At 55.5% G+C, this 8,184-nt stretch carries 10 protein-coding genes; 3 read left to right on the forward strand and 7 right to left on the reverse strand.

The genetic code is table 11. The features are described from left to right. Positions 1 to 52 precede the first annotated feature (52 nt). From I9W95_RS11850 to I9W95_RS11870, 5 genes are all read right to left on the reverse strand, one after another. Complete coding sequence (locus tag I9W95_RS11850) at positions 53 to 451, reverse strand: hypothetical protein (protein WP_225675129.1); 399 nt, start codon at positions 449 to 451, stop codon at positions 53 to 55. A gap of 71 nt (positions 452 to 522) precedes the next feature. Further along, positions 523 to 996, reverse strand: coding sequence for a Cys-tRNA(Pro) deacylase (gene ybaK / locus I9W95_RS11855; protein WP_225675131.1), 474 nt, complete (start codon positions 994 to 996; stop codon positions 523 to 525). Beyond that, complete coding sequence (locus I9W95_RS11860; protein WP_225675133.1) at positions 993 to 1,268, reverse strand: DUF1653 domain-containing protein; 276 nt, start codon at positions 1,266 to 1,268, stop codon at positions 993 to 995. The genes ybaK and I9W95_RS11860 overlap by 4 nt, the downstream gene beginning before the upstream one ends. Before the next feature lie 10 nt (positions 1,269 to 1,278). After that, complete coding sequence (locus I9W95_RS11865; RefSeq protein ID WP_225675134.1) at positions 1,279 to 1,983, reverse strand: SIMPL domain-containing protein; 705 nt, start codon at positions 1,981 to 1,983, stop codon at positions 1,279 to 1,281. A 66-nt stretch (positions 1,984 to 2,049) separates the two neighbouring features. Next, positions 2,050 to 2,343, reverse strand: a complete 294-nt coding sequence (locus I9W95_RS11870) for a DUF1244 domain-containing protein (protein WP_225675136.1) — start codon at positions 2,341 to 2,343, stop codon at positions 2,050 to 2,052. A 125-nt stretch (positions 2,344 to 2,468) separates the two neighbouring features. Here I9W95_RS11870 and I9W95_RS11875 point away from each other — a divergent pair, with 125 nt between their 5' ends. After that, a complete protein-coding gene (locus I9W95_RS11875; RefSeq protein WP_225675139.1) occupies positions 2,469 to 3,494 on the forward strand; it encodes a type I glyceraldehyde-3-phosphate dehydrogenase in 1,026 nt (341 codons plus the stop codon). Positions 3,495 to 3,520: 26 nt separating this feature from the next. On the opposite strand, the gene I9W95_RS11880 is transcribed toward I9W95_RS11875, so the two are convergent. Beyond that, positions 3,521 to 5,257 (reverse strand): ABC transporter transmembrane domain-containing protein, encoded by a 1,737-nt coding sequence (locus I9W95_RS11880; RefSeq protein WP_225675140.1) that lies wholly within the window; start codon positions 5,255 to 5,257, stop codon positions 3,521 to 3,523. Between the two features lie 219 nt (positions 5,258 to 5,476). Between I9W95_RS11880 and I9W95_RS11885 the strand changes: the two genes are divergently transcribed. Further along, positions 5,477 to 6,637, forward strand: a complete 1,161-nt coding sequence (locus tag I9W95_RS11885; protein ID WP_225675142.1) for a phosphoglycerate kinase — start codon at positions 5,477 to 5,479, stop codon at positions 6,635 to 6,637. Positions 6,638 to 6,815: 178 nt separating this feature from the next. Then, positions 6,816 to 7,880, forward strand: a complete 1,065-nt coding sequence (fba, locus tag I9W95_RS11890; RefSeq protein WP_225675144.1) for a class II fructose-bisphosphate aldolase — start codon at positions 6,816 to 6,818, stop codon at positions 7,878 to 7,880. Between the two features lie 51 nt (positions 7,881 to 7,931). On the opposite strand, the gene I9W95_RS11895 is transcribed toward fba, so the two are convergent. Then, the coding region (locus I9W95_RS11895; RefSeq protein WP_225675146.1) for a transposase at positions 7,932 to 8,184 on the reverse strand (253 nt) is incomplete at its 5' end.

Below are 8,184 nucleotides of genomic sequence, written 5' to 3' on the forward strand. Positions count from 1 at the left end.
CTCCGGGCAGGTCTCTGACTGAGTATAGTCAGAGCCGGGAGATTTGCCGGATTCAGAGGGTATAGCGCTGATGGCAGTAGGCGATGCCGGAAACGATCGGGTAGTCCTGACAGCCGCGGCTGTCACACAGGAATTCTTCCAGCCGGGCTTCGGCTGGCAGCAGTACTTCCGGCTCACCAAGATAACCGGCCGGGCACAGTTCGCCAGCGCGGCGGTGCCAGTGCTGGCGAAAGGCTTCGATGGTGTCATCGTAGTTGAAAATGAACTGAAAACCGCCGACCTGACGTACTTCAATCACGTGCACACCAGGCGCCATTTCACGATCCATATAACCGTCTTTGGCAGAACCCAGCAGTCCGGTGACCGGTTTGTAAGGCACAGGGCTGCACCCTGCCAGCAGGGCTGCCAGGATAAAGGTTGGGAATACGAGGGTGCGGTGCAGTGCAGTCATTAATCGCAGATCAGTCAGTCATCTGAGCGCAGCATTCTGCACAGACTTAAGCCGATCGTCCAGTCAGGGCGCTATGCCGTAATGGCGGCAAAGCTGCCGCGAGTCAGGCTAAGCAGATCGTTTGGAGCCAGTGCTATTTCAAGCCCACGGCGCCCTGCACTGACATGAATGCGGGTCAGACCTTCGGCGCTGGCATCCACGACTGTTGGCAGCGCTTTCTTTTGTCCCAGTGGACTGATGCCGCCAACGATATAGCCAGTGGTCCGTTCTGCCACTTTGGGATCGGCCATTTCAGCTTTCTTAGCGCCCACCGCTTTGGCGATGGCTTTGAGACTGAGCTTGTGAGACACCGGCAGCACGGCCACGGCTAACGGACTTTTATGCCCGCTGAGACTGACCAGCAAGGTTTTGAAGACTTCGTCCGGGTTCAGGCCGAGTAACTCGGCGGCTTCCTCACCGTAGGATTCTGCCGCCGGATCGTGGCTGTATTCCAGCACCTGAAACACAACTTTCGCTTTCTTCGCTGCGTTGATGGCCGGTGTCACGATTGAGCCCCCGGATATTCCAGCGCCTGGTCATTGCTGTCCAGTGGCTGAATCAGGCGAAAGCGCGGCACCTCGCCGTCGGCAGTGGTGACGCTTTCGGTAAACATCTCCAGCGGGCGAACCCAGGATGAGAAGTCTCCGTACAGGGTTTTGTACAGCACCAGCCATTCTTCGGTTTCGCTGTGACGTACCAGTCCCAGAACCTGATAATCGTTGCCTTTATAGTGGCGGTAGATACCGGCCGCTAACTGCGGTTGTTGCTTGTTGCTCATGATCTGTCCGTTAGTCGTCGAGGGCAAAGCGCACCCGGACTGAAGTTGAGATGGTCTGCTGCTGAATCAGCATCGGTGCGGGTTCACTCTTGGCCATGGCGAAGGCGCGTCCTTCCATTATCATCGGTGTGGCCATGCCACCCTGTTCTTCAATGCGCAGTACGCCGTCGATACCGCTGTCCAGTGCTTTGGCCATTTGCTGTGCTTTGTCGCGGGCGTCGTGCAGAGCGAGTGTCATGGCCTGCTGTTCCAGTTGGCGACGGTCAGCAAAGCCCATGCTCTGACCATTCAGACTCAGTCCTTTAATCGCCATCATGTCATGGCTTAACTGTGCGTACTGGCTGGTGTCGCGCAGGGTCAGGGTCACCGGGCGCGAAATCTGTTCACCACGGTATTCGCGGCTACCGTCGTTCCAGTGCCACAGTGGCTGACGGTTAATGCGTGAGGCGTCGACATCCTCTCTGGCAATGTTAAAGCCGTCGCTCAGAGACAGCAGTTGCTGCATCTGCTCATCCAGTTGCTGCTTGGCGCTGGCCGCGTCAGCGGCGCTGGCACTGACGTTCAGGCTCAGGGTGATGAAGTCCGGCCAGGCTTTCACTTCGCCGTTGCCACTGACTTCAACGTAGTGTTCACCAGCCAGTGCGCTGACTGGCAGCAGCAGAGCTGCGCCCATTAATGGCACCATCATCAGGCGGGAGAGGGTGTTGGCTTTCATGTTAACTCCGTGTCGTCAGTGTGATAGCAGACTATGACCACAGCCGTGGCTGGATGACTTCCGTATTTACGCTTTATTACGCGCGTTAAATGCTGCCAGTTGTTCCGCGGTGGCTTCCAGCTGATGCTTTTCTTTCCACTCGCTGTACGGCATACCGTAAACCTTTTCCCGTGCCTGTTCGTAATCCAGCTCAACGCCTTCATCGGCGGCGGCCGTTACCATCCATTTCGCCAGGCAGTTGCGGCAGAAATCAGCAAGGTTCATCAGCTCAATGTTCTGCACTTCTTTGTGCTGGTCGAGGTGCTGTAAAAAACGACGGAAAACCGCAGCTTCGATATTGGTCTGTTGTTGTTCGTTCATGGCTTACCTCCGTAAATAAGCAGAGTGTAAAGCATGCCCGGGTTTACGTCAGTGGCATCCGTTCGCCGATTGCGGGACAATAGCGCCTCATTTTTGCGCGTTAGCGTGGGTTGGAAGTCGTCGTTATGTCTCAGTTATCACAGCCGGTTCGTGTTGCCATTAACGGTTTTGGCCGTATCGGTCGCTGTGTGTTGCGTGCTCTGTACGAAAATGGCTATCGCCAGCAGTTACAGGTGGTGGCAATTAATGAACTGGCCGATATAGAGACCATCAGCTACATGCTGCGCTACGACAGTACCCACGGCCGTTTTCCGGGCAGCGTTGAAGTCGCCGATGAACGTCACCTGCTGGTGAACGGTGATCGTATCTGTGTGCGCCATGAGGCTGACAGCGAAAGCCATGACTGGGCCAGTCTCGGCGTTGATCTGGTGCTGGAGTGCAGTGGCCAGATTAAAAGCCGTGAAGATTGTGAAGCTCACCTGCGCGGTGGTGCACAGCGGGTGCTGATTTCCAATCCCGCTGACAGCGCAGTGGATAACACCATTATCTTTGGTCTGAACGAGCATACACTGCAGCCAGAGCATACGGTGGTATCCAACGGTTCCTGTTCGACCAACTGTCTGCTGCCGTTACTGACGCTGCTGAATGATACCTATGGTGTGGAAGCGGGTGTGACCACCACCATTCACTCGGCAATGAATGATCAGCCGGTGATTGATGCTTACCACTCCGACCTGCGCCGTACCCGTTCGGCGGTGCAGAGTATGATTCCGGTGGATACCGGGTTACCGCTGGGCATTGCCCGTCTGATGCCGGCACTGGCAGGTAAAATTGAAAGCCTGCATATCCGTGTGCCAACGATTAATGTGTCGGCGCTGGATATCAGCCTGCAGCTGCAACGCCCGGCCTCAACTGACGCGGTTAACAGCCTGATTGCACAGGCGGCAGCAGACTCATTGCGCAATATCATTGGCATTACCCACGATGCCCATGCCTCCATCGATTTTAATCACGACCCGCGCTCTGGCATTGTCGATGCAACCCAGACCCGGGTCAGTGGCGATCACCTGCTGAAACTGCTGGTATGGTTTGATAACGAATGGGGTTTTGCTAACCGCATGCTGGATACCGCCCGCGCCATGACCTGCTGATACAGCAGGTCTTCTTTCTGTTTCTGTTACACCGCATCCTGAAACTGCAGTTGCGCCAGTCGCTGATACAGCGGTGATGACTGCAGCAATTGCTGGTGGCTGCCGACGGCGACAATACGGCCGTGTTCCATCACTACGATCCGATCCACGTTTTTAATGGTCGCCAGACGGTGGGCAATCACAAAAGTGGTGCGGTTTTCCATCAGGCTGTCCAGCGCCTGCTGCACCAGATGTTCGCTCTGGGCGTCAAGTGCACTGGTGGCTTCGTCCAGTAACAGGATCTGCGGGTCGCGCAGAATGGCGCGGGCAATCGCCAGCCGCTGTTTCTGTCCGCCGGATAATTTCACCCCCTGTTCCCCCAGATACGACTGATAGCCGTCCGGCAGCTGCTGAATAAATTCGTCAGCGTGGGCAGCGCGGGCAGCGGCCACTACTTCTTCCTCGCTGGCATCGGGACGTCCGTAACGCAGGTTATCGAGTACGTTGGCACTGAACAGCACCGGTTGCTGCGGTACCAGTGCGAACTGGCTGCGCAGTGTTTGCAGATTCCAGTCTTGCAGGGGTTTGCCATGCAGGGTGATCTGGCCCTGCTGCGGATCACGAAAACGCAGCAGCAGATCGAACAGGGTCGATTTACCCGCTCCGGATGGCCCCACCAGAGCAATACGTTCACCATGGCTGACATTGATATTCAGGTCGGCAAGTGCCGGTGTCTGCGGACGCGAAGGGTAGTGATAACTTACCTGCTGAAAGGCAATTAATGGCTGTGTGTCACCCTGTGCGCCGCTGCTGTTGTCCTCTGCCGGCGACACAATATCCGACCTGGCGGCCATCAGTTCGCGGATACGCTCGGCGGCCCCGGCGGCACGCTGTACTTCACCGTAAACCTCCGTGACGGCAGCCAGTGATCCCGCCACCATAATGGCGTAAAACACAAAGGCGGCTAAATCACCGCCGGATAATTCACCGGCAATCACATCGCGGCCACCAACGTACAGCATGCCGGCGACGGAACCCATTACCAGAATCATCACCAGTGCGATCATAAAAGCGCGCTGGCGGATGCGCAGAAGCGCCACAGCAAAGGCCCCTTCGGCGGCCTGAGCAAACTGCCGGTTTACCAGGTCTTCGCGGGTAAAGGCCTGCACCACCTTAATATGCTGCAGGCTTTCGCCGGCCCAGGCGCCGACGCTGGCTACTTTATCCTGGCTGGCACGCGACAGCTTTTTCACCTTGCGGCCAAAGAAAATCATCGGGAAAACGATCAGCGGCACGGCCACCAGTACGATCAGGCTGAGTTTCAGGTTGGTGATAAACATCAGCACGATGCCACCGATAAACGTCAGCGAGTTGCGCAGGGCAAAGGAAAATGACGAACCAATCACCGTCTGCAGCAAGGTGGTATCGGTGGTGATGCGGCTCTGAATTTCACCGGATAAATTATCTTCAAAAAACGATGGCGGCAGGCTGACCAGATGGCGGTACAGTTGCTGGCGGATATCGGCCACCACGCGCTCGCCCAGCCACGACACCATGTAAAAACGCAGATAAGCGCCCAGCGCCACGGCTACCACCATTACCGCGAAGAAGCTCAGCGCCTCGCCCAGTCCGGCAATGGAACCGGCGGCAAAGCCATCATCCACCATCAGGCGAACGCCCTGGCCCAGACTCAGGGTCAGGCCGGCAGTGACGACCAGCGCCAGGATGGCAATGGTCAGACGGGTTTTATAGGGGCGGACAAAATGCCAGAGCCACGGCAGCATAGCGATTCCACAGTCAGTTACAGAGGATGTCAGCCTAGCGGCGCCGGTCGAGGCCAACAAGGTAGCCTGACGCCAACAGACTGTTGCCAGCCTTTGGCTGGTAAAGGCAAACCGGGTATAATCCCGCGCAATTTTGCCGGTACTGGTCAGATTTTGGTCAGCTACCCACGATTTCTAAACCTTATCTGCTGCCGCCCAGGCAAGACACGAGGAAACACAATGTCTGTTTTAAAAATGACCGACCTGGACCTGAAAGGTAAACGGGTTCTGATCCGCGAAGACCTCAACGTACCGGTAAAAGGCGGCAAAGTGACGTCTGATGTACGTATCCGCGCTTCACTGCCTACCATCCAGCACGCGCTGGAAGCCGGTGCCAAAGTGATCGTGATGTCTCACCTGGGCCGTCCTACTGAAGGCGAGTACGCTGACGAATTCTCCATGCAGCCTGTGGCTGACCACCTGGCGGGTCTGCTGGGTCGTAACGTTAACGTGGTTAAAGATTTCCGCGCTGGCGTCGACGTTGCGGAAGGCGAACTGGTTCTGCTGGAAAACGTACGTTTCAACAAGGGCGAGAAAAAAGACGAAGACGAACTGTCCAAGGCTTACGCTGAACTGTGCGATATCTTCGTAATGGATGCGTTTGGTACTGCACACCGCGCCCAGGCGTCTACTCACGGTGTGGCTAAGTTTGCCCCGGTTGCCTGTGCGGGCCCGCTGCTGGCAGCTGAACTGGATGCTCTGGGCAAAGCGCTGGATAATCCGGCTCGCCCGCTGGTGGCCATCGTTGGTGGTTCCAAGGTATCTACCAAGCTGGAAGTTCTGGAAAGCCTGTCTGACATCTGCGACCAGATCATCGTCGGTGGTGGTATCGCCAACACCTTCCTGGCTGCCGCTGGCAAGCCGGTTGGTAAGTCTCTGTACGAAGAAGACCTGATTCCGGCTGCGAAAAAGCTGATGGAAAAAGTATCTATCCCAGTACCAACCGACGTAGTGTGCGGTAAAGAATTCTCCGAAACTGCCGTTGCGACTCTGAAGTCTGCAGACGAAGTTGAAGCCGACGACATGATCTTCGACATCGGCCCGGATTCAGCTAAAGCACTGGCAGAACAGCTGAAAGAAGCCAAAACCATCATCTGGAACGGCCCGGTGGGTGTATTCGAATTCGACCAGTTCGGTGAAGGCACCAAAGCACTGTCGCTGGCGATTGCTGCGTCTGACGCATTCTCTATTGCTGGTGGTGGTGACACTCTGGCAGCGGTTGATAAATACGAAATCGCTGAACAGGTGTCTTACATCTCTACCGGCGGTGGTGCATTCCTTGAGTTCGTGGAAGGCAAAACCCTGCCAGCCGTAGCGATTCTGGAAGAGCGCGCTAAGTAAGCTTTCTTAGCAGTCGCTGTTAAAGACCCCGGCTAAGCCGGGGTTTATTTTTTGCGGCTGTTTATTTTCATCACTCTGGCCACTGACATTTCCTCCCTCTTTCACCCGCAAGGTTCCTTCCGGCTGGTATAGCCGGTAGAATGTGGCCCAGTTTTAATCCCTCTTTAAGGTATGTGACATGGCATTAATCAGCATGCGTCAGATGCTGGATCACGCGGCCGAGTTCGGTTATGGCGTACCAGCGTTCAACGTGAACAACCTCGAACAGATGCGCGCTATCATGGAAGCGGCCGACAAGACCGACTCTCCGGTTATCGTTCAGGCGTCCGCAGGCGCACGTAAGTACGCAGGCGCTCCTTTCCTGCGTCACCTGATTCTGGCCGCGATCGAAGAATTCCCGCACATTCCTGTGTGTATGCACCAGGACCACGGTACTTCTCCGGCGGTATGTCAGCGTTCTATCCAGCTGGGCTTCAGCTCAGTAATGATGGACGGCTCTCTGGGTGAAGATGGTAAAACCCCGACCTCTTACGAATACAACGTTGACGTCACCAAGCGCACCGTTGATATGGCCCACGCCTGTGGCGTATCGGTAGAAGGTGAACTGGGTTGTCTGGGTTCTCTGGAAACTGGTCAGGCCGGTGAAGAAGACGGTATCGGTGCAGACTGCACTCTGTCTCACGACCAGATGCTGACTGACCCGGAAGAAGCCGCAGACTTCGTTAAGAAGACTGGTGTTGATGCTCTGGCGATTGCCTGTGGTACTTCCCACGGTGCTTACAAGTTCACCCGTCCACCGACAGGTGACATTCTGGCTATCGACCGTATCAAGGAAATCCACAAGCGTATTCCTGACACTCACCTGGTAATGCACGGTTCTTCTTCTGTGCCACAGGAATGGCTGGCAGTGATTAACGAATTCGGTGGTGCTATTCCGGAAACTTACGGTGTGCCGGTTGAGCAGATCGTTGAAGGCATCAAGTACGGTGTGCGTAAAGTAAACATCGACACCGACCTGCGTCTGGCGTCTACCGGTGCTATCCGTCGTTTCCTGGCGGAAAACCCGGCTGAATTCGACCCACGCAAGTACTTTAAAGAATCCGTAAAAGCGATGACAGAAATCTGTGTAGCGCGTTACGAAGCGTTCGGTACTGCGGGTAATGCATCCAGGATCAAAGCGATCTCTCTGGATGATATGTTCGAGCGTTACGCCCGTGGCGAACTGGAAGCTAAGATCGGTTGATCGGTTTCCGTTAGCTGTTAAAAAAACCCGCTTCGGCGGGTTTTTTTAGGTTCATCGCACTTTACCGGGAAACGCCGCTTTGATTTTCAAAAAGAAGTAGTCGTTGTCCCGGTACCCATACGCCATTCTCTTGATCACTTTGATCTTATTGTTCATCCCCTCCAGTACGCTGGTGTTCAGACGGTAAACAGCACTTGCCGTAATCCCTGACAGATACCCCTTCAGACGCTTTGCAAACTGGATCGCTGGCTGGATTCCACTGCTCATTGCCATTCCGTACCACTCCCTCCAACGACGTTTGGCT

Source organism: Thalassolituus marinus (assembly GCF_020320395.1).
GTDB lineage: Bacteria > Pseudomonadota > Gammaproteobacteria > Pseudomonadales > Oceanobacteraceae > Venatoribacter > Venatoribacter marinus.